23 protein-coding genes are annotated in these 17,885 nt (G+C 62.9%); 22 read left to right on the top strand and 1 reads right to left on the bottom strand.

The window, feature by feature from the left end; all coding sequences use genetic code 11:
• The first annotated feature begins 186 nt into the window (after positions 1-186).
• From ACYVRU_RS08790 to ACYVRU_RS08685, 22 genes are all read left to right on the top strand, one after another.
• The gene (locus tag ACYVRU_RS08790; RefSeq protein ID WP_022740335.1) at positions 187-2,034 is read left to right on the top strand and encodes an FAD-dependent oxidoreductase; all 1,848 of its coding nucleotides are present in this window, start codon (positions 187-189) and stop codon (positions 2,032-2,034) included.
• Positions 2,035-2,069: 35 nt separating this feature from the next.
• Complete coding sequence (locus tag ACYVRU_RS08785; protein ID WP_022740334.1) at positions 2,070-2,762, top strand: succinate dehydrogenase/fumarate reductase iron-sulfur subunit; 693 nt, start codon at positions 2,070-2,072, stop codon at positions 2,760-2,762.
• A gap of 1,323 nt (positions 2,763-4,085) precedes the next feature.
• Positions 4,086-4,916, top strand: coding sequence for a 50S ribosomal protein L2 (gene rplB, locus ACYVRU_RS08780; RefSeq protein WP_022740333.1), 831 nt, complete (start codon positions 4,086-4,088; stop codon positions 4,914-4,916).
• 20 nt (positions 4,917-4,936) lie between these two features.
• Positions 4,937-5,209 carry a 30S ribosomal protein S19 gene (rpsS, locus tag ACYVRU_RS08775; RefSeq protein WP_022740332.1) on the top strand — a complete coding sequence of 91 codons (273 nt, stop codon included), beginning with the start codon at positions 4,937-4,939 and terminating at the stop codon, positions 5,207-5,209.
• A 19-nt stretch (positions 5,210-5,228) separates the two neighbouring features.
• On the top strand, positions 5,229-5,570 hold the full coding sequence (gene rplV / locus ACYVRU_RS08770; protein ID WP_114539954.1) for a 50S ribosomal protein L22: 342 nt from the start codon (positions 5,229-5,231) through the stop codon (positions 5,568-5,570).
• Positions 5,571-5,575: 5 nt separating this feature from the next.
• Entirely contained in the window at positions 5,576-6,289 is a 714-nt protein-coding gene (rpsC, locus tag ACYVRU_RS08765) for a 30S ribosomal protein S3 (protein WP_022740330.1), read from the top strand.
• Complete coding sequence (gene rplP / locus ACYVRU_RS08760) at positions 6,290-6,712, top strand: 50S ribosomal protein L16 (protein ID WP_016309215.1); 423 nt, start codon at positions 6,290-6,292, stop codon at positions 6,710-6,712.
• Positions 6,712-6,906, top strand: coding sequence for a 50S ribosomal protein L29 (gene rpmC, locus ACYVRU_RS08755; RefSeq protein WP_016309214.1), 195 nt, complete (start codon positions 6,712-6,714; stop codon positions 6,904-6,906). The genes rplP and rpmC overlap by 1 nt, the downstream gene beginning before the upstream one ends.
• A 19-nt stretch (positions 6,907-6,925) precedes the next feature.
• Positions 6,926-7,186 (top strand): 30S ribosomal protein S17, encoded by a 261-nt coding sequence (rpsQ, locus tag ACYVRU_RS08750; RefSeq protein WP_016309213.1) that lies wholly within the window; start codon positions 6,926-6,928, stop codon positions 7,184-7,186.
• A 50-nt stretch (positions 7,187-7,236) separates the two neighbouring features.
• Positions 7,237-7,605, top strand: coding sequence for a 50S ribosomal protein L14 (gene rplN / locus ACYVRU_RS08745; RefSeq protein ID WP_022740329.1), 369 nt, complete (start codon positions 7,237-7,239; stop codon positions 7,603-7,605).
• A 13-nt stretch (positions 7,606-7,618) separates the two neighbouring features.
• On the top strand, positions 7,619-7,954 hold the full coding sequence (rplX, locus tag ACYVRU_RS08740) for a 50S ribosomal protein L24 (protein ID WP_022740328.1): 336 nt from the start codon (positions 7,619-7,621) through the stop codon (positions 7,952-7,954).
• Positions 7,955-8,145: 191 nt separating this feature from the next.
• Positions 8,146-8,697: a 50S ribosomal protein L5 gene (gene rplE / locus ACYVRU_RS08735; protein ID WP_041714614.1), complete on the top strand. Its 552-nt coding sequence runs from the start codon at positions 8,146-8,148 to the stop codon at positions 8,695-8,697.
• Between the two features lie 97 nt (positions 8,698-8,794).
• Positions 8,795-8,980, top strand: coding sequence for a type Z 30S ribosomal protein S14 (locus ACYVRU_RS08730; RefSeq protein ID WP_013980746.1), 186 nt, complete (start codon positions 8,795-8,797; stop codon positions 8,978-8,980).
• 101 nt (positions 8,981-9,081) lie between these two features.
• The gene (rpsH, locus tag ACYVRU_RS08725) at positions 9,082-9,480 is read left to right on the top strand and encodes a 30S ribosomal protein S8 (protein ID WP_022740326.1); all 399 of its coding nucleotides are present in this window, start codon (positions 9,082-9,084) and stop codon (positions 9,478-9,480) included.
• Between the two features lie 18 nt (positions 9,481-9,498).
• Positions 9,499-10,038 carry a 50S ribosomal protein L6 gene (gene rplF, locus ACYVRU_RS08720; RefSeq protein WP_022740325.1) on the top strand — a complete coding sequence of 180 codons (540 nt, stop codon included), beginning with the start codon at positions 9,499-9,501 and terminating at the stop codon, positions 10,036-10,038.
• 36 nt (positions 10,039-10,074) lie between these two features.
• The gene (rplR, locus tag ACYVRU_RS08715; RefSeq protein ID WP_016309207.1) at positions 10,075-10,443 is read left to right on the top strand and encodes a 50S ribosomal protein L18; all 369 of its coding nucleotides are present in this window, start codon (positions 10,075-10,077) and stop codon (positions 10,441-10,443) included.
• A 15-nt stretch (positions 10,444-10,458) separates the two neighbouring features.
• Positions 10,459-10,989 (top strand): 30S ribosomal protein S5, encoded by a 531-nt coding sequence (gene rpsE, locus ACYVRU_RS08710; RefSeq protein ID WP_022740324.1) that lies wholly within the window; start codon positions 10,459-10,461, stop codon positions 10,987-10,989.
• Complete coding sequence (rpmD, locus tag ACYVRU_RS08705; protein ID WP_022740323.1) at positions 10,989-11,180, top strand: 50S ribosomal protein L30; 192 nt, start codon at positions 10,989-10,991, stop codon at positions 11,178-11,180. Before rpsE ends, rpmD begins: the two co-directional genes overlap by 1 nt.
• A gap of 320 nt (positions 11,181-11,500) precedes the next feature.
• Entirely contained in the window at positions 11,501-11,950 is a 450-nt protein-coding gene (gene rplO / locus ACYVRU_RS08700) for a 50S ribosomal protein L15 (RefSeq protein WP_022740322.1), read from the top strand.
• On the top strand, positions 11,944-13,224 hold the full coding sequence (gene secY / locus ACYVRU_RS08695; protein WP_173112366.1) for a preprotein translocase subunit SecY: 1,281 nt from the start codon (positions 11,944-11,946) through the stop codon (positions 13,222-13,224). Before rplO ends, secY begins: the two co-directional genes overlap by 7 nt.
• Positions 13,225-13,261: 37 nt before the next feature.
• Positions 13,262-13,891, top strand: a complete 630-nt coding sequence (locus tag ACYVRU_RS08690; RefSeq protein ID WP_157012270.1) for an adenylate kinase — start codon at positions 13,262-13,264, stop codon at positions 13,889-13,891.
• Positions 13,892-14,010: 119 nt separating this feature from the next.
• Positions 14,011-16,188, top strand: a complete 2,178-nt coding sequence (locus ACYVRU_RS08685; RefSeq protein WP_173112369.1) for a cytochrome C oxidase Cbb3 — start codon at positions 14,011-14,013, stop codon at positions 16,186-16,188.
• On the opposite strand, the gene ACYVRU_RS08680 is transcribed toward ACYVRU_RS08685, so the two are convergent.
• A complete protein-coding gene (locus tag ACYVRU_RS08680; protein ID WP_227070485.1) occupies positions 16,185-17,840 on the bottom strand; it encodes an ABC transporter substrate-binding protein in 1,656 nt (551 codons plus the stop codon). The genes ACYVRU_RS08685 and ACYVRU_RS08680 overlap by 4 nt on opposite strands.
• Positions 17,841-17,885: the final 45 nt, after the last annotated feature.

The raw sequence follows: 17,885 nt of genomic DNA, 5'->3' as shown, positions 1-17,885 counted from the left end.
TTTTTGCGTATCGTCCATGATACGTCGGCTGCGGCGTTTCGGGGATATGCTCCAAACGCTCAACGGTTCGCCGCGCGCTTCGGTGTCGTCTCGTCAACAGTTGCTCTAGCGGCGCAACTTTTGCCACGCTTCCGTTTCCTCCGTATTCTTCGGCCCGTCTGATCCCGATCGAAAGGAGAAAGAGGGATGGGAAGCAAGCAAGGGGAGAACACGCCTCGCAGCATGGACCGGCGCTCGTTTTTCAAGCTGGGCGGCCTGACTGCGGGCGCGGCGGCGCTGACGGGCGGCATGCTGGCCGGCTGCGCGCCGCAGAACCCGACCGAGATGGCCCAGACGGGCGGAGAGAACGAGACGGTGGCCGCATCGGTGCCCTACGCGGTCTACGACACCGACATCCTCCTCATTGGCGGCGGCTTCGGTGCCAGTTTCGCTATGCAGGAAGCTTGCAAGGCTGGCAAGAATATGTTGGTGATCGATAAAGCGCCCTATGGCTTCGGAGGCGCTTTCGGCATGAGCTTCGACATCATGCAAACGTGGGTTCCCGGCGCTTATTATGAGACCGAGGAGGAGGTGCCCGTTGCTACGAAAATTCGTAACGATAGCCTCTACCGCAAGACGGGCGTCCAGAACGAGGTCGAGCTGAATCCCGATGTGGTCGTCGCTAACTGGGGCGAGATCCTTTCGGCACGCAACGAGGACGGAACTCCTTTCTATATCTACGATTTCCCGACGACGCGTGGTTTCGAGCATTCCATGACGCGTCACTGGTCCGATTATTTCCGCTCCAAGGACTACGTCACGGTTCACGACCGCACGATGATCACCGACCTCATCATCGAGGACGGCCGCTGCCTGGGCGCCGTGGGCCTGCACCTGCCCACGGGCGAGTACCGTGTTTACCGCGCGAAGGTGACGCTGTCGGCCACGGGCGGCTGCACCCAGTTCTACGGTTGGAACTCCACCTCGGCGACAACGAACAACGTGCTCGACAATACCGCCGATGTGGAGATGGCCCTCCTGCGCCATGGCGGCAAAATCGCCAACGCCGAGTTCGGCAGCTACGACATGATGGGCGCCTTCCCGCGCAGCTTCACGGCTTCGGAGGGCTCCATGGTCGGCGCTGACAGCGTGCATTCAGGAGACCTGATGGATTCCGAGGGAACCTACCTGAAAGACTACCCCGAAATCGCCGAGAAGGAGTACCTGACCACCCAGTCGGGCGTTATGCAGGCGGTCGACGTGGTGGTGCGTGCTGGCAAGGGCAGCGAGAACGGCGGCGTGTACCTGGACTGCAAGCAGGAATCCCTCTCCACCATGCGATGGATGTACCAGCGCAATGCCCAGCTGTTGAAGGAGAAGTTCGGCTACGACTTCACTGCCCAGCCGACCGAGGTGGTACCCGAAATGTACGAGCACGGCGGTGAACCCATCACCGATGACAACGCCATGTGCGTTGATGCCGAGGGTCTGTTCTGCGTTCGCGCCAACGCCGGCAGCGAGGGCGGCATGATGAACATTACCAATCGTCGCATGGGCCGTTACGCCATGAAGAGGGCCTTGGAATATCTGGCGGCCTATGAGGAGCCCGCATCCGTGACCTACGAAGGAGTGGCGGCCGAGATCGCCCGTCTCGAGGATTTGCGGACGCGCACCGTGGACGATCCGCTGCGCCCCATCACCGTGCGCCGCAACATTCAGTACGCCTGCGCCGAGGCCGCTCGTCCCGTGCGTCCCACCGATGTGCTGGAGACGGCCAAAGCCGAGCTCGACCGCATTATGGCGGAGGATATTCCCCGCATGGCGTGCGCCGACGACAGCTTGGTGCAGAACGCCGACTGGAAGGACGCCATCGAGGTGGTGAACCTGCTTGATATCGCTCGACTGACCGTGGAGGCATCGCTTGCGCGCGAGGAGAGCCGCGATGCGTTCATCCGCCCCGACTTTCCTGAGACCGATGACGAGAATTGGAAGTGCGCGCTGGCCTACACGCGCGCCGAGGACGGCAGCCTGTCCTGCGAGAAGATCGCTTACTAATCGGTGCCATTCTGCGAGTTCCAAGGAGATAGACCATGAAGATAACTGTTAAGCGCTACGATCCCTCGAAGGACAATGCTCCCTATGAGACCACCTACGAGGTTCCCCACGATGACGAGTACATGACGCTTTTACAAGCCCTCGTGTACATTCACGAGAACGAGGAGCCGCTGGCCTTCGACTTCTCCTGCCGCGGGCGCATGTGCGGCCGCTGCGCTATGATGCTCGACGGCGAGCCTGTACTCGCCTGCGTGGAGCCCCTGCCTGACGGCTCGCACACGGTCGAGCCGCTTGCGGGCTTGCCGGTGGTGAAAGACCTGGTAGTGGACAAGAGTCAGGTGCAGGAGAAGATCGCCGAGACCTATAAGCGCGTGCGCGTGGCCCCGCTGACCGAAGAGGATCTCCAGACCTACAATATGGAAGACGCCGATGAGCTGTTCGGCATCAATTACTGCGCTCGCTGCCAGGTGTGCACGGCAGGCTGCCCGGCCCGCGCCATAAACCCCGACTACATCGGGCCCTCCCATATGCTGGCCGTGGCCTTCCGCCACTTCGATCCCTACGACCAGGCCGACCGTATCGTGGAGGCCGTCCAGGGCGGGCTGTGGGATTGCACTATGTGCGGCACGTGCACGGCCCATTGCAACCAGCTCGAGATCGATCATCTTGCCATTTGGCAGAAGCTGCGCGATGCCGCTACTGAGCGCGGCCTCGTGAAACAGGACTAAGGTGACGAGGCGCGCGGCAGGCCTCGCGTGACCACGCATCGGCCAGGATGCGGCCGACCGTGCCCCGTCTCGTTTTCACGATCAACTCCGGAGGCCCTTTCGTTCCCCTCCCTCCAAAGGGCCTCGTCTTTCCCATGGCAGCGCCCCTCGCGACCCCCCCCGCGAGGGGCGCTGCCGCTCGTCACCCGTTTACGCTCTCTGAAAGAGATGGCGCCGCAGCCCTCAGCCCTCAGCCCGCAGTCCGCAGCACGTAGCCCGCAGCCCGAGGGGTCATTTTGCCGGTCGATGGAAGGTTTGGGGGCGTTTTCACGCCCCGAGCTACGGGTCGCCGGTTCTTCTGACGAAAACACAAAGCTCTGAACAAGGGCTTCTCTTTGGCAAAGAACGTCAGGGAAGCGCGAACCCGTAGCCAGAGGCGCCCTAATGCCGCAAAGCGCGAAGTCGACTGGCAAAATGCCCCCTCGGGCTGCGGCGCTCTTTTTTGCGTTGTCGCAGGGTCTCGTGCTGCCGCGCTCTCTTGTAGTTTTCGGTGCTCGAATCGGCGCTCCTGCTCTCTGCTGTCGAGTTGGTCGATGTCGCCTTGGCAAAAACGCCCCGTTTGGTACCTCCAAGCGGAAAAGGGGCGACAATATCGAGGAGTTTGGTATCCTTTTCGGCCAACATGCGCGGTTTGATACCCGCCTTATGGCGAGAACGGAGGTTTGGTACCCGCGAAGCACTCACACGGCTTTCGTGACCTGGGCTTTCTTCGGGCGTTGGGGACCAAATCGCCGATCTTGGCAGAAAACGGGTACCAAATCGCCCCAATTTGCCGATCTTGGGGCGAAAAAAGCGCTCGGGGATACCAAACCCCGCGATTCTGCCCGTAGCCCAGGCCGCGCGGGTACCAAACCCCGCGATTCTGCCCGAGGCTCGCACCTTAAAGGTGCCAAACCCCGCGATTCTGTCTGCGGGGTCGCATCGCGAGGGGGCCAAACCTGCGATCTCGACGTTCGGCCCCGCCCCGAGGCAAGTGTGCGGGAAATGTGACGGTTGGCCGCTTGTCGAAAAAGTTCTTGAGGCGGTTGCCCCCCACCCCTATAATGCTTCTTTGCGTCTGTGTGCCCAGCGATGGATACACCCGGGCGCGTGGCAAGACGGCGTCGCAGCGTAGAGCCTCCATCTGCGCCGGTCGGCAATCGCCTGGCCACTACCGTAGGGGAGGTTTCGGTGTGCGGAGAGGCGCGCGAGCGGAAACTCCAAAGGAAAGGGGCGCACGTGTCCCGCTGGTTGCCGTTACCGGCCGGCGAGCGCGGAAGCCCGAAGTCAAGAAAGGTTGTTACTGTGGGAATCAAACAGTACAAGCCGACGAGCCCCGGCCGACGTTTCCAGACGGTCTCCGATTTCTCGGAGATCACCACGTCCAAGCCGGAGAAGTCTCTTCTGGCCCCGAAGCCGAAGAAGGCCGGTCGCAACTGCTATGGCCGCATCACCACCCGTCACCAGGGCGGCGGCAACAAGCAGCGCTACCGCATCATCGACTTCAAGCGCAACAAGGACGGCGTGCCCGCCAAGGTTGCCACCATCGAGTACGATCCCAACCGCTCGGCCCGTATCGCTCTTTTGCACTACGTTGATGGCGAGAAGCGCTACATCATCCATCCGAAGGGCCTGAAGGTCGGCGACATCGTGGTCTCCGGTCCGGAAGCCGACATCAAGCCGGGCAACGCTCTGCCTTTGGCGAATATCCCCGTCGGTACGCTGATCCACAACGTGGAGCTGCAGCCGGGTAAGGGTGCCGCTATCGCCCGTTCCGCCGGCACTTCCATCCAGCTCATGGGCAAGGAGGGCAACTACGCCATCCTGCGCATGCCCTCTTCCGAGATGCGCCGCGTGCTCATCACCTGCCGCGCCACCATCGGCGAGGTGGGCAACGCCGAGCACTCCAACATCAAGATCGGCAAGGCCGGCCGCAAGCGCTGGATGGGCGTTCGTCCCTCTGTCCGCGGTACGGTTATGAACCCGGTCGACCATCCGCACGGCGGCGGCGAGGGCAAGAACAAGTCCGCTGGTCGTCACCCGGTCACCCCCTGGGGCGTGCCGACCAAGGGCCATCGCACCCGCAACAAGAAGAAGGCCTCGAGCCGTCTCATCATCCGTCGTCGCAAGAAGTAGCGGAATCCTAAGGAGTCATAGTGAGCAGAAGTTTGAAAAAGGGTCCTTTCGTAGAACCGCGCCTTCTTGCCCGCATCGAGGCAATGAACGCGGCCGGCGAAAAGGAAGTCATCAAGACATGGTCTCGCGCGAGCACCATCTTCCCGGAAATGGTGGGTCACACCATCGCCGTGTACGATGGCCGCAAGCACGTGCCGGTCTACGTTACCGAGTCCATGGTTGGCCACAAGCTGGGCGAGTTCTCGCCGACCCGTACCTTCAAGGGTCATGCGGCCGACAAGAAGAAGCGATAGGGCATAGGTGAGAAGTTACATGGAAACTAAAGCAGTATCGCGTTACGTCCGCATCGCTCCCCGCAAGGCCCGCATCGTGGTCGACCTGGTTCGCGGCAAGTCCGTGCCCCAGGCCCGCGAGATCCTGGCGTTCTGCGAGCGCGCCGCCGCGGAGACCGTCGTGAAGACGCTGAACTCCGCCGTGGCCAACGCCGAGCACAACAATCACCTTCGCGGCGACAACCTGGTGGTCAAGGCCGCCTACGTCGACGAAGGCCCGACCCTGAAGCGCATCCGTCCCCGCGCCAAGGGCTCCGCGTCGCGCATCAACAAGCGCACGTGCCACATCACCATTGTCGTCGCACCCCGAGAGGAGGCATAAGGTCCATGGGTCAGAAAGTCAGCCCTACCGGATTCCGCCTCGGTATCACCGAGGATTGGCGCAGCCGCTGGTACGCCGGTAAGGATTACGCCAAGACGCTCGAGAACGATATCGCCATCCGCAAGTTTCTCGACAAGCAGCTCGCCCGTGCCTCTGTGTCTCGCGTGGACATCGAGCGCGCCGGCGACAAGATCAAGGTGACCATCACCACGGCGCGCCCCGGCGTGGTCATCGGCAAGAAGGGCGCCGAGATCGACGCTCTGCGCAAGAAGCTCGAGAAGGTCGCCGACGGCCCGGTCTCCATCGACGTGGTCGAGGTGAAGCGTCCCGAGCTGGACGCCGAGCTCATCGCCCAGTCCGTGGCCGAGCAGCTCGAGGGCCGCGTGGCCTTCCGCCGTGCCATGCGCAAGGCCGTGCAGTCCGCCATGAAGTCCGGTGCCAAGGGTATCCGCATCCAGTGCTCCGGTCGTCTGGGCGGCGCCGAGATGAGCCGCCGCGAGTGGTACCGCGAGGGTCGCGTGCCGCTGCACACCCTCCGCGCGAAGATCGACTACGGCTTCGCCACCGCCGCCACCACCATGGGCTCCATCGGCGTACAGGTGTGGGTGTACCACGGCGAGGTGCTGCCGGGCCAGAAGGCTCCCCAGCCCGCGCTCGAGGGTTCGTCCCGCCCGAACCGTTCCCGTCGTAATGATCGCCGCGAGAGGGGTGACAAGTAAATGCTCGTACCTAAGCGCGTAAAGCACCGCAAGGTGCAGCGTGGTTCCATGAAGGGCAAGGCCAAAGGTGGCACCCGTCTGAACCACGGCGAGTATGGCATCCAGGCCCTCGAGGCCCACTGGATCACCAACCGTCAGATCGAGGCAGCTCGTATTGCCATGACCCGTCACATGAAGCGTGGCGGCAAGGTCTGGATCACGATCTTCCCCGACAAGCCCATCACCTCCAAGCCCGCCGAGACCCGCATGGGTTCCGGTAAGGGCAACCCCGAGGGCTGGGTCGCTGTCGTGAAGCCCGGCCGCATCATGTTCGAGATCGCCGGCGTCGATGACGAGACCGCCCGCGAGGCTCTGCGTCTGGCCATCAACAAGCTGCCCATCAAGTGCAAGATCGTCACTCGTGAAACGGAGGGGCAGCAATAATGAAAGCAGCAGAGATTCGTGAACTTTCTGCCGAAGACCTGCAGGTGAAGCTGAAGGAGGCCAAGGCGGAGCTGTTCAACCTTCGCTTCCAGATGGCCACCAGCCAGCTGGACAACACTGCCCGCGTCAAGCAGGTCAAGAAGGACATCGCGCGCATCATGACTGAGATGCGGGCTCGCGAGCTGAGCGCGTAGCTTAAGGAAGGTGCAAGAAATGACTGAAGAGCGCAATCTGCGTAAAGTACGTCAGGGCGTCGTCGTCAGCGATGCCAACGACAAGACCATCGTGGTGGCCGTCGAGGAGCGCAAGCCCCATCCCATCTACAAGAAGATGATCACCTCCACCAAGAAGTTCCATGCCCATGACGAGAACAACGAGGCCGGCGTCGGCGACACCGTTCAGATCATGGAGACGCGCCCGCTGTCCAAGATGAAGCGCTGGCGTTTGCTGAAGATCGTCGAGAAGGCCAAATAGTTTGAGTGCTCCGGCACGAGGACTATTGATAAGGAAAGTAGGAACATCACATGATTCAGATGCAATCCATGCTCGCCGTGGCCGACAACTCCGGCGCTCGCAAGGTGCAGTGCATCAAGGTCCTGGGCGGCTCGAAGCGCCGCTATGCGGGCCTCGGTGACGTGATCATCTGCAGCGTCAAGGAAGCGATGCCCAACGGCAACGTCAAGAAGGGCGAGGTCGTGCGTTGCGTGATCGTGCGCGTGAAGAAGGAAGTCCGTCGCGCCGACGGCTCCTACATCCGCTTCGATCAGAACGCCGCCGTGCTCATCAACAACGACGGTTCTCCGCGCGGCACCCGTATCTTCGGGCCCGTCGCCCGCGAGCTGCGCGACAAGAAGTACATGAAGATCGTGTCTCTGGCACCGGAAACGCTGTAGGGGAGGTGTCAGAATGGCTCAGAACAAGATGACGATCCGCAAGGGCGACACCGTCAAGGTCATCGCCGGCAAGGATCGCGGCAAGACTGGAAAGGTGCTGCGCTCGGTGCCCGAGAAGTCCCGCGTGGTCGTGGAGAAGGTGAACATGGTCAAGAAGGCCATGCGCCCGACCCAGGCCAACCCCCAGGGCGGCATTTCTACCGTCGAGGCGCCCATCCACGTGTCCAACGTGATGCTCGTGTGCCCCAGCTGCGGCGAGGCCACCCGCGTGGCCCGTCGCCGCGAGGACGGCAAGCTCGTCCGCGTCTGCAAGAAGTGCGGCAAGGACATCCCCGCCGTCGAGGCCTAAGATAAGGCACTCAAGGCTCTGAACAGACCGCCTGCTACCGAATTTGTGTAGCGGGCGGTTTTTACTTGGAAAGTGTCTCGTTTTGTGGGACAATTTCCAATCGCGCGCAAGCGCCATGGCCCTGGGAAGGTCCCAGGGACGCCGGGTCGGAAATCCGGCGTTTAATCCATCGGAGAAAGGTTTGAAGAAAGATGGCTGATACCCCCCGCCTCAAGGTGAAGTACCAGACCGAGATCGTCCCCGCGCTCGTCGAGCAGCTCGGCATCAAGAACATCAACTGCGTGCCGAAGCTGGAGAAGATCGTCGTGAACATGGGCGTCGGCGCCGCCGCCGGCGATTCCAAGCTGCTTGATGCCGCCATGAACGACATGCGCATCATCACCGGCCAGCAGCCCTGTGTGACCCGCGCCAAGAAGTCCATCGCCGGCTTCCATGTGCGCGAGGGCCAGGCCATCGGCTGCAAGGTGACCCTGCGCGGCGACCGCATGTGGGAGTTCCTCGATCGCCTGCTGGCTACCGCCCTTCCGCGCGTCCGCGACTTCCGCGGCATCTCGCCGAAGAGCTTCGACGGCCGCGGCAACTACACCCTGGGCATCACCGAGCAGCTCATCTTCCCGGAGATCGAGTACGACAAGATCGATCGCACCCGCGGCATGGACATCACCTTCGTGACCAATGCCGGCGACAACGATTCCGCGTTCGCTCTTCTGTCTGCCCTCGGGTTCCCGTTCAAGAGCAAGTAAACCGACCGGGGCCCACTTATGCCCCGCGTCGCGCAACCTCGGTCACAAGTCCGCGATAAGGCTGCGGGCTTAAGGACATAAAGAAAGAAGGACATGCATGGCTAAGAAATCGATGATCGCCAAAGCCAAGCGCGAGCCGAAGTTCTCTACGCGTCAGCACAACCGCTGCACCCGTTGCGGACGTCCCCGCGCCTACTATCGCAAGTTCGGCCTGTGCCGTATTTGCGTGCGTGAGTTGGCTAACAAAGGCGAGCTGCCCGGCGTGACCAAGGCTTCCTGGTAGAAGACGCGGACGCTAAGGGTGTGCCGACGTTAAAGGCGGAGGCGCTATGGGCGCCGACGAACCGAACGCCGGTTCATCACGGATCAAAGGAGAAAACAAACATGACAATGACCGACCCCATCGCAGACATGCTTACGCGTGTGCGTAACGCCCAGTCTGCCGGCAAGGACACCGTGTCCATGCCGACGAGCAAGAAGCTCGTCGAGATCGTGCGCATTATGGAGCAGGAAGGCTACATCCAGCGCTTCGATGTCATCGACGGCGAGCCCCGCGGCACCCTTGAGATCACCCTCAAGTACGGCCCGAAGAAGGCCAAGACCATCCGCGGCATCAAGCGCATCTCCAAGCCGGGTCTGCGCATCTATGCCGGCAAGGACGATCTGCCCCGCGTGCTCGGCGGCCTCGGCACGGCAATTATCTCGACCAGTCGCGGCGTCATGACCGACCGCGATGCCCGCAAGCAGGGCATCGGCGGCGAGGTCATCGCCTATCTGTGGTAGGAAAGGAAGGTATCTAGTATGTCTCGTATCGGCAAGATGCCCATCCCCGTTCCTGCCGGCGTCGATGTGACCATCGACGGCCAGACGGTGACGGTGAAGGGCCCCAAGGGGGAGCTTACCCGCACGTTCCTGCCGTCCATGACCATCACCCGCGACGGCGATGAGCTTATCGTCACCCGTCCCGACGACACCCGTGAGTCCAAGAGCGCCCACGGCCTGACCCGCACCCTTCTCGCCAACATGGTGGAGGGCGTGTCGAACGGCTTCTCCAAGAAGCTGCAGCTCGTCGGCGTTGGCTATCGTGCCGCACTCAAGGGCAAGGATCTCGAGATGCAGCTCGGCTACTCCCATCCCGTGCTGGTGGAGGCTCCCGAGAACATCACCTTCGAGGTGCCCTCTCAGACCGAGATCGTCGTGTCCGGTCCGAGCAAGGAGCAGGTCGGCCAGGTTGCCGCGAACATCCGCAAGTGGCGCAAGCCGGAGCCCTACAAGGGCAAGGGCATTCGCTACGAGGGCGAGCATGTCCGCCGCAAGGCTGGCAAGGCCGGCAAAGACTAAGTGCCTATTCGGTAGCTGATTGAAGGGATTAAACCTATGAATAAGCAACAGGAGAAGCAGGCCCGTCTTGCCCGTCGCCATCGTCGCGTGCGCGGCAAGATCTCCGGCACTGCAGCTCGCCCGCGTCTGTGCGTGACGCGGAGCAACAGCAACATGTACGTGCAGGTCATCGATGACGTGGCCCACACCACCATCTGCGGCGTCTCTACCCTCGGGGAGGCCTTCAAGGCCACCGGCAAGAGCGGCGCGACCGTCGAGGGCGCAGCCGAGCTCGGCACCATCGTTGGCAAGTTGGCTCAGGAAAACGGCGTGACGGAAGTTGTGTTCGACCGTGGCGGCCACCTGTATCATGGGCGCGTGAAGGCTCTGGCCGAAGCTGCCCGTGAAGCAGGATTGAAATTCTAGAAGGGGTTTTAGCTTATGGCTCGTAACAACAACCGTCAGCAGGAGAGCACGACTCCTGAGCTTCAGGAGCGCGTGGTCTTCATCAATCGCGTCGCGAAGACCGTCAAGGGCGGCCGTCGCATGCAGCTCTCGGCCCTGGTCGTCGTCGGCGACGGCAACGGCCGCGTGGGCGTGGGCATGGGCAAGTCCGCCGAGGTGCCCACCGCCATCAAGAAGGGCGTCGAGGACGCGAAGAAGAACATGTTCACCGTCCCTGTGACCGCCGAGGGCTCGGTGCCCCACGAGATCATGGGCGAGTACGGTGCCGGCCGCGTGCTGATCAAGCCCGCTGTTCCCGGTACCGGTGTGCTCGCCGGTGGCCCGGTTCGCGCCATCATGGAGCTGGCCGGCGTTCAGAACGTGATCACCAAGTCGCTGGGCACGGACAACGCCATGAACATCGTGAAGGCTGCCGCCGAGGGTCTCAAGAACATGGAGAGCCCCGTCCAGGTCGCCGAGCGCCGCGGCATCTCCGTGGCCGAGATGTTCGGCGGGAAGGAGAACTAATGGCTGAGACGAACAAGACGCTGCGCCTCACCCAGGTGAAGAGCGCCATCGGCCGCAAGCCGAACCAGGGTCGCACCCTGCGCGCGCTGGGCCTGCACGGCATCGGCAGCACCACCGAGCAGGTGGACAACGAGAGCGTGCGCGGGATGATTTTCACGGTTAAGCACTTGATTGAAGTTGAGGAAATCTAAATTTCCCCAACTTCAATCCCGACGCTGCGGTTCCGACAGGCACCTGGCCTTGCCCCTTGTTTGGGGCACGGCGTTGGCCTAAGCCAACTTGGCCCCAAGGCGGGGCAATTCCAGGCACCTGTCGCAACCTCGCTGACTCCCTTGGGCGAACCAGTGAGTCTATGAATTTAATAATGTGTCGGGATGAAAGATGACAATCGGCGTGTCTGAACAGACACGCCGTTGCCATGATAGATGGAAGTTTGCTAGCGGCGAGCTGCTAGCACTGACTGAGGGAAGAGAAAATCCCCGGTCAGAGAGCGAAAAGGAGATTTACTTACATGGAACTCAAGGATCTGCGCCCGGCCGAGGGCTCGACGAAGAACCGCAAGCGCGTGGGCCGCGGCCCCGCTTCCGGCACCGGTAAGACCGCCGGTCGCGGCATGAACGGCCAGAAGTCCCGTGCCGGTGGCGGCAAGGGTGCCGGCTTCGAGGGCGGCCAGACGCCGCTCGCCCGTCGTCTGCCGAAGCTGCCCGGCTTCCGCAACTTCAACCGTGTGGAGTACCTGCCCGTGAACGTCAGCCGTCTCGATGCCAAGTTCGAGGCCGGCGACGTGGTGGATGGCGAGTCCCTGAAGGCCAAGGGCATCATCAAGCATGCCGACGCGCTGGTGAAGGTGCTCGGCGACGGCGAGATCACCAAGGCTCTCACTGTCCGCGTCGATAAGGTGTCCGCTTCCGCCAAGGCGAAGATCGAGGCGGCCGGAGGAAAGGTCGAAGAGCCTTGCTAAGCTCAATCATTGACGCATTCAAGGTTCCGGAGCTGCGCAAGAAGATCCTCTTCACCTTGGCTATTCTTGCGCTGTACCGCTTCGGTGCCTACGTGCCGGTGCCGGGCATTCCCTTCCATGAGTTTGCCACGGCCTTCCAGGACACGGGCGTGGCTATGACCATGCTCGACCTGTTCACCGGTGGCGCGCTGTCGAACTTCTCGGTGTTCTCGCTCGGCATCATGCCCTACATCACCGCATCCATCATCATGCAGCTGATGCAGGGCGTCATCCCCGCCGTGGGCCGCTGGGCTCGCGAGGGGGACACGGGCCGTCGCAAGATCACCCAGGTGACCCGCTACCTGACGCTGGGTCTCGGCCTCATCAACGCGGTGGGCTACCTGCTGCTGTTCAAGTCGCCGGCCTACGGTGTGCAGTTCTCCACGGAGGTGCCCGAGGCGCTCACGAACATCATCATCGTGTTCACCTTGGTCGCCGGTACCGCCTTCATCATGTGGATGGGCGAGCTTATCACCCAGCGCGGCATCGGCAACGGCATGTCGCTCATCATCTTCGTGAGCATCGTGTCCCGCGTGCCGTCGGCCATCTTCTCGTCGGCTACCCTGACGAGCGATCTGGGCACGGGCATCGCGCTCACCATCGTGATTTTGGCCGTGGTGCTCGTCTGCATCCCGCTGATCATTTTCGTGGAGCGCGCCCAGCGCCGCATTCCGGTCAACTACGCCAAGCGCGTCCAGGGCCGCAAGATGATGGGTGGCCAGTCCACCTACATTCCGCTGAAGGTGAACGCGGCCGGCGTTATCCCGATCATCTTCGCGAGCTGCATCATCTACTTCCCGGCGCAGCTGGCGGCGATCTTCAACGTCGATTGGTTGACCACCTTCGCGAACTGGTGCTCCACCGGCTGGCTGAACTGGCTGCTCACCGTTGCACTCATCGTGTTCTTCGCGTACTTCTACACCTCCATGGTGTTCAATCCGGAGGAGACGGCGGACAACATCCGCAAGCAGGGCGGCTTCATCCCCGGCGTGCGTCCGGGCACGGCCACGGTGCAGTACATCAAGAACGTGATCAACCGCGTGACGCTGCCCGGCGGCATCTTCATCGCGCTGATCGCGGTTGTGCCCACCATCATCTTCTACTTCACCAACAACCAGCTCATCCAGGCCTTCGGCGGTACGTCCATCCTCATTATGATCGGCGTGGCGCTTGACACCATGAGCAAGGTGGAGAGCCAGTTGAAGATGTACAACTACGAAGGCTTCTTTAAGTAAGGCGGACGCGCAGTCCGAATAGGAAAGGATGTTTGCTATGAACATCGTGCTTTTGGGGGCGCCGGGTGCCGGCAAGGGTACTCAGGCCGCCAAGCTGGTGGAGGAGTTCTCCACGCCCCATATCTCCACGGGCGACATGCTGCGCGCCGCCGTGGCCGCCGGCACCGAGCTGGGCCAGAAGGCCAAGTCCTACATGGACGCCGGCGACTTGGTGCCCGACGACGTCATCATCGGCCTGGTGACCGAGCGCCTGCAGGACGACGACACGGCCGCTGGCTTCATCCTGGACGGCTTCCCGCGCACCTCGGCTCAGGCTGTGGCGCTGGACGCGGAGCTCTCCAAGTTGGGCCGTCCGCTGGACGCCGCCCTGCTCATCGATGTGGATCCCGAGGTCATTGTGGCCCGTCTCACCTCTCGTCGCATGTGCCGCGACTGCGGCTACATCGGCAGCGCCGCCGACGGCGACGCCTGCCCCAAGTGCGGCGGCGAGATGTACCAGCGCGACGACGACAACGAGGCCACGGTGCGCAACCGTCTCGACGTGTACGAGACGTCCACGAGCCCGCTGATCGACTACTACCGCGGCTGCGAGCTGCTCGTCACCATCGACGGCGACCGCGACCCGAACGTGGTGTACGCCGACGTCAAGGAGGCCCTCGACCTGTAGGCCGGAGAACGCGCAGCCAAACCCGTAGGGGGCGACCTTGGTCGCCCCTTTTTTGTCGTGCGCTGTCGTTCTGCTTGCGAGGGCTGACCAAGGTCAGCCCCTACGGTATAATCTCCCTCATGCCCACTGTGCGCGAGAACATAGCCTACACCTTCGAGCATTTCATGCTCGTCTACCGCGGTACCTTGTTGAAGGTGGCCCGGGCGGTGGCGATCATTGCTCTTATCGCCCTGGCGTTGGAGGTCTTCGTCTTCAATATCAACTTCTTCACTTCGTCGGGCTATCGAACCATCAACTTGGACGACCGTATTCAGCTCCAGCGCAACGACGAGGGTGCCTTTCTGCTCACTGATGTGGATCACACGCTCGAGTTCTCCAGCCTGAACACCGAGGTGCGCAACATCCGCATCGATTTCAACGCCGATCAGCCGGCCCAGAACATCGCCGTGAAGATCCAGTTCACCGACTCGGCCCACCAGACCTATTTCGACACCACGGAGTACACCGTCGGCATCCCCGATGCGAGCGTGTCCACGGTGGTGGATCCGAGCAAGTTCATCAACCTGCAGACCGCCGGGTATGTGGAGAACTTGCGCATCGAGGTAGTGGGGGAGGACGTCTCCTACCCCATCCTCTTGAACGGCGTTTCCCTGAATGCCCACCGCCCCTTCGCCTTCAACCCGTTGCGCTTTGTGGCCGTTTTCGGGCTGCTGCTTTTGGGCTACGCGTTCCGTCCCAAGTCGGCCATCTACCGCATTCGCATTGTCGAGAACCCGCGCAAGTCGAAGGCGGGCATCATCTTCGCCGTGGCCATCGAGCTGGCGCTTACGACGACGTTCCTCTTCTACGGCTCGAACCTCGTGGGCGTGGCCACCTCTTCCTACAACTACGGCGCTTGGAACGGCACGTCGCTCGTGAACACCTTCGAGGTGGGCGGCGACAACGCCCAGCAGTACGCCATGCTGGCCCAGGCCATGGCCAAAGGCCAGCTGTATCTGGAGGAGGAGCCGCCCCAGTGGCTCAAGGACATGGAGGATCCCTACGACAAGGGCGCCCGCGACGAGGCCCAGAAGGAGACCGGCGAGCCCTACCTGTTCGATGTGGCCTACCACGACGGGCACTACTACGTCTACTTCGGCGTGGTGCCGGTGCTGCTGTTCTACCTGCCCTTCTATCTGCTCACCGGGGCCAATTTCCCCACGGCCATCGGCGTGCTCGTCATGGCGCTGCTGTTCATCTTGGGGGCCACGGCCCTTCTCGACCGATTCGCCCGCTACCATTTCCGCTCGGTGAGCCTCGGCGTGTACCTGCTGCTTCAGATACCGCTCGTGTTCTGTTGCGGCATCATGTACCTCGTGAAGTTCCCGACCTTCTACTCCCTGCCCATCATGTGCGGCCTGGCGTTCTCGGTGTGGGGCCTGTATTGCTGGATGCGCTCGCGGCTCGCCGCGCACAAGTGCGGCTGGCTGTTCGCCGGGTCGCTGTGCATGGCGCTCGTGGCTGGCTGCCGTCCCCAGCTGCTCGTGCTGTCACTTCTGGCCTTCCCGCTGTTCTGGCGCACCTACATCACCGAGCGCCGGCTGGCCACCCGCCGGGGTATCGTGGAGTTCGCCTGCCTGGCGGCCCCCTACGTTTTGGTGGCCGCGGGCATCATGGCCTACAACTACGCGCGCTTCGGCTCGCTGACCGATTTCGGCGCGAACTACAACCTGACGGTGAACGACATGACCAAGCGCGGCATGAACGTCGGTCGCCTGGCCCCGGCGTTCTTCACCTACTTCCTACAGCCGCCCTGCATGACCGGCGTCTTCCCGTTTTTGCAGCCGGCGCTCTTCGAGACCACCTACATGGGACAGACCATCAAGGAAGTGACCTTCGGCGGCATTCTCGCCTGCCTGCCCATTTTGTGGGTGCTCGCCTTCACGCGGCGCATTCTGGGGATGCGGGCGCGTCAGGCCGAGACGCGTACCATCTTCGGCATCATCGTGGTGCTGGTGGCCTCCGGCGTGCTCGTGGCGCTGCTCGATGCGGAGCTAGCGGGCATCCTGCAGCGGTACTATGCCGATTTCAGCTTCATGTTCCTGGCCGCCGCCGTGCTTCTGTGCTTCGTGGTGAACGAGTCGCTGGCCGACCGGGCGGCCCTTCACGATCTCATGCTGAAGCTTCTGCTCGTGCTCGTCGGCGTATCGGTGGCCTACAGCGCCCTGCTCTGCCTTGCCCCGGAAACCGGCTGGTACTCGGATGTGTACCCGTGGGCCTACCAGGGGCTGCTCGACGCGGTGGTCTTCTGGCGCTAAATGGGATCGGCGTCGCGCATGGGCGTCGTGCCGAGGAAGTTGAGTCCCGTGGCCGAGATGGGGTCGTAGTCGTCCAGCTGGGCCGTCCACCAGGCCGTGGCCGTCTCGCGATGAAACAGCGGATAGAGGGGCACCTCGGCGGCGATGATGTCGAAGCATTGGTTCCACAGGGGCTGCTGCTCGTCCTCGGAGGTCTTCGACCGCGCCTCGGCCAGAAGTTCTGCCATCTCCGCGAAGGCCGGGGTGGTGGCCCAGCGGCTGCGGGCGCGCGTCCACACGTTGTCGCCGTACCACCAGCTGATGATGAGGTCGGCGTCGTTTCCGAAGCACGACGGGTCGCCGGGGGAGAGCACGACGTCGAAGGGCAGAAGCGTGCCCGGCTCCGGTTCCGTGGATAGGTCCGCAAACAGGGCCGTCGTGTCCAGGAGCACCACCTCGGCGGTGACGCCCACGGCCTTCCAGTCCTCTGCGATGGCGGGGGCGAGCGTGCTCACCCAGTTGTCGTTCGCGCGCAAGGTCAGCGCCAGCTCATCGACGCCGGCCTCGGCCAGAAGTTTGCGCGCTTTCTCCGGGTCGTAGCTGTAGACCGTGGCCGCGCGGTGGTAATGCCGGAAGTAATCGGGCAGAAGGGACGTGGCCGCCCGCGCGTGGCCCGCCATGTACGTGCCGATGAGCGAGTCGACGTCGATGGCGTACAGCAGCGCCTGGCGCACGCGCACGTCGTCGAAGGGCGGCTTCTCGCAGTTGAACATGAGGAAGGGGAGGTTGAACCCGGGCACCCATTCCACCGTGGCCCCCGCATCGGCCAGCTCCTCGGCGCGCACGACCGGGGCGGCCTCCATGACCATGACGTCTTTGTCGATAAGCTCGTCAGTGCGGCGCGTATCGTCCAGCAGCACCGACCATTCCATGCGCTCGCAGGTGGCTGGCCAAGGGCCGGTGTAGCGGTGATTCGCCGTGAAGGAGATGCGGCCCCCGTCGGCGGCGTTGATGGTCTCGTAGCACCACGGACCCGAGCCGACGGGTTTGCTTGCCAGCTCCTCGTCGGTGATCGTCGCCGGGAACACGCGAACGAGGGCCAGGCGCTCCTGCAGCACCGAGCCCATGGGGGCGTTCAGTTTGAAGTGCACCGTGCGCTCGTCGGGGGCCGACACTGCCGTGATGAACGAGAGGAACGCGCCGTACAGGTCGCTTTCGCCGTTGCGCTCGAAGGCGTTCACGACATCGGCGGAGGTGAGCGGCGAGCCGTCGGAGAAGACGGTGTCCTCGCGCAGGGTCACCTCGTATTCCAAGTCGTCTATCTGAACGGGCGCGTCGGCTGCCAGGCCGCACTCGGCCCGATAGGTATGCATGTTCAGCTCGTAGAGCCCCTCGAAGACGTGCCAGCCGGCCGCGAGAAAGACGCCGGAGCTCGTGCCGATGGGGTTCGGATCGCTCCCCTCGTAGGCCACGGCGGCCGTGAGCGTTCGGGCCACGCCGCTCTGCGCGGCCACGGGCTCGGTGGGCGCGTTGTCGTCGGCCGGATCTGCCGGTGCGGGCCCGGGCTCGATGGGCTGCTCCACCGAGCAGCCGGCCAGCGTCAACGCGCCTCCGGCCGCCAGCGCCGCCGTCCCGGCCACAAAGGCCCGCCGCGTGAGGGGGAAGTTCAGCATCGTAAAGGCTCCTTCTTTGTTTTCCGCAGCCTATTATATAGAAAG

It is taken from the genome of Adlercreutzia sp. CNCM I-6216 (assembly GCF_977113345.1).
The sequence above is the reverse complement of the archived record's forward strand: the minus strand, read 5'-3'. Positions and strand labels throughout refer to the sequence as shown.

Coding starts and splice junctions, on each gene's coding strand:
- rpsH (WP_022740326.1), top strand. CDS start 9,082: ATGACAATGACCGACCCCATCGCAGACATGCTTACGCGTGTGCGTAAC.
- rplV (WP_114539954.1), top strand. CDS start 5,229: ATGGAAACTAAAGCAGTATCGCGTTACGTCCGCATCGCTCCCCGCAAG.
- ACYVRU_RS08785 (WP_022740334.1), top strand. CDS start 2,070: ATGAAGATAACTGTTAAGCGCTACGATCCCTCGAAGGACAATGCTCCC.
- rplF (WP_022740325.1), top strand. CDS start 9,499: ATGTCTCGTATCGGCAAGATGCCCATCCCCGTTCCTGCCGGCGTCGAT.
- rpsC (WP_022740330.1), top strand. CDS start 5,576: ATGGGTCAGAAAGTCAGCCCTACCGGATTCCGCCTCGGTATCACCGAG.
- ACYVRU_RS08690 (WP_157012270.1), top strand. CDS start 13,262: ATGAACATCGTGCTTTTGGGGGCGCCGGGTGCCGGCAAGGGTACTCAG.
- rplO (WP_022740322.1), top strand. CDS start 11,501: ATGGAACTCAAGGATCTGCGCCCGGCCGAGGGCTCGACGAAGAACCGC.
- ACYVRU_RS08730 (WP_013980746.1), top strand. CDS start 8,795: ATGGCTAAGAAATCGATGATCGCCAAAGCCAAGCGCGAGCCGAAGTTC.
- rpsQ (WP_016309213.1), top strand. CDS start 6,926: ATGACTGAAGAGCGCAATCTGCGTAAAGTACGTCAGGGCGTCGTCGTC.
- rpmD (WP_022740323.1), top strand. CDS start 10,989: ATGGCTGAGACGAACAAGACGCTGCGCCTCACCCAGGTGAAGAGCGCC.
- rplN (WP_022740329.1), top strand. CDS start 7,237: ATGATTCAGATGCAATCCATGCTCGCCGTGGCCGACAACTCCGGCGCT.
- ACYVRU_RS08790 (WP_022740335.1), top strand. CDS start 187: ATGGGAAGCAAGCAAGGGGAGAACACGCCTCGCAGCATGGACCGGCGC.
- rpmC (WP_016309214.1), top strand. CDS start 6,712: ATGAAAGCAGCAGAGATTCGTGAACTTTCTGCCGAAGACCTGCAGGTG.
- rplX (WP_022740328.1), top strand. CDS start 7,619: ATGGCTCAGAACAAGATGACGATCCGCAAGGGCGACACCGTCAAGGTC.
- rplP (WP_016309215.1), top strand. CDS start 6,290: ATGCTCGTACCTAAGCGCGTAAAGCACCGCAAGGTGCAGCGTGGTTCC.
- rplR (WP_016309207.1), top strand. CDS start 10,075: ATGAATAAGCAACAGGAGAAGCAGGCCCGTCTTGCCCGTCGCCATCGT.
- rpsE (WP_022740324.1), top strand. CDS start 10,459: ATGGCTCGTAACAACAACCGTCAGCAGGAGAGCACGACTCCTGAGCTT.
- ACYVRU_RS08685 (WP_173112369.1), top strand. CDS start 14,011: ATGCCCACTGTGCGCGAGAACATAGCCTACACCTTCGAGCATTTCATG.
- ACYVRU_RS08680 (WP_227070485.1), bottom strand. CDS start 17,840: ATGCTGAACTTCCCCCTCACGCGGCGGGCCTTTGTGGCCGGGACGGCG.
- rplE (WP_041714614.1), top strand. CDS start 8,146: ATGGCTGATACCCCCCGCCTCAAGGTGAAGTACCAGACCGAGATCGTC.